Below are 1526 nucleotides of genomic sequence, written 5' to 3'. Positions count from 1 at the left end.
AGGCGAACCTCATCGGCGACCACCGCGAAGCCACGGCCCTGTTCACCGGCGCGGGCCGCTTCGATGGCCGCGTTGAGTGCCAGCAGGTTGGTCTGCTCGGCAATCGAGCGGATCACCTCCAGCACACTGCCGATCTGGGTACTTTCTGCTGCCAGGGTGCGAATTACTTCGACAGCCTGGTCAATGGTCCCGGACAACTTGTCGATCTGCTGCAGGCTGCCGTCAATGTTGATCTGGCCCTGTTGCGCCTGGGCTTCGGCGTCGCGCATTTCGGCGGCGGCATGTTCGGCGTTTTTCGCCACGTCCTGCACGCCGTAGGTCACTTCGTTGATCGCGGTCGCAACCAGTTCCATCTGCTGCGATTGCTGCTGGCTGCGTTGCTGGGCCTGGGTGGCATCGTTGCCCAGTTCGCTGGACGATTGCCCCAGCGCACTGGCCGATGCCTGCAAATCAACGATGACCCGGCGCAACTTGGCGGTGAAGCCGTTGAAGTGATGGGCCAGTTGGGTGATTTCGTCCTGGCCGTGGGTATCGAGGCTGCGGGTCAGATCGCTTTCGCCGCTGGCGATGTTGGCCATCGCGTTCACGGTTTCCTGCAGCGGGCGCACGATGCTGCGGGCAATCAGAATCACCAGCAGGGCCATGATCAGGGCGATGGCCAGCCCGATCAGCGAAGCCTTGATCACCTGCCCCTGAAACTCGTTCTGCACATCGTCGATGTAAACGCCGGAGCCAAGCACCCAGCCCCACGGCTCAAACAGTTTGACGTAGGAGGTTTTTGCCACCGGCTCGCTGGCGCCGGGTTTGGGCCAGCGGTAATCGACCATGCCGGCGCCTTTGCTTTTGGCGATCGCGACCATTTCGTTGAACACCGCGAAACCGTCCGGGTCGCGGATTGCCGAAAGGTTCTGGCCTTCGAGCTTGGGGTTGGTCGGGTGCATGACCATCACGGGTGTGAGGTCGTTGATCCAGAAGTAATCACTCTGGTCGTAACGCAGGCCGCGAATCGCGGTGAGCGCTTGCTTCTGCGCAGCGTCGCGGCTGAGGGAGCCGGCGGTTTCAAGGTCGTGGTAGTAGGTCAGCAGGCCGCTGGCGGTCTGCACCACATGCTGGGTTTTCTGCGCCTTGGCGTGATACAGGTCATCGTGGATCTGCTTGAGCATCAACACGCCCAAGGTCAACAGCATGACCACGGCTACAACCAAGATGAGCCACAAGCGTCGGCTGATCGACACACTGCGCAAGCTGTTCATAACGCTGTCACTCCGATTTCTTTTTCTTGTAATAAATCACCGCCAGCATCCAACCACGTTTGGGTGATCAGGCATACGCGACGCAAGTCGTAGAAGCTGGAGCGCGATTACGGCTTGTCTGATAGGATTTCGGCCCCGCGCGTCAAAACCTGAATCCAAGTTGATATTTCACGGAATTTTGACTGTTTCGTGTGGATCCTGTGCGTGCGCAAAGCACAGTGACGCTAAACGCAGTGAACGTTAAAAAATACTATCGGGGCATGCCGCAACGCA

1 pseudogene is annotated in these 1526 nt (G+C 59.2%); it reads right to left on the bottom strand.

Going from position 1 to position 1526, the window contains the following annotated elements:
* Positions 1 to 1253: pseudogene (locus tag DBR18_RS05175) on the bottom strand (methyl-accepting chemotaxis protein); the annotation flags it as partial.
* Positions 1254 to 1526 lie beyond the last annotated feature (273 nt).

Origin of the sequence: Pseudomonas sp. HMWF021 (genome assembly GCF_003061005.1) — a bacterium.
Classification (GTDB): domain Bacteria; phylum Pseudomonadota; class Gammaproteobacteria; order Pseudomonadales; family Pseudomonadaceae; genus Aquipseudomonas.
Note: the sequence above shows the minus strand (reverse complement) of the source record. Positions and strands in the feature narration are given on the sequence as shown.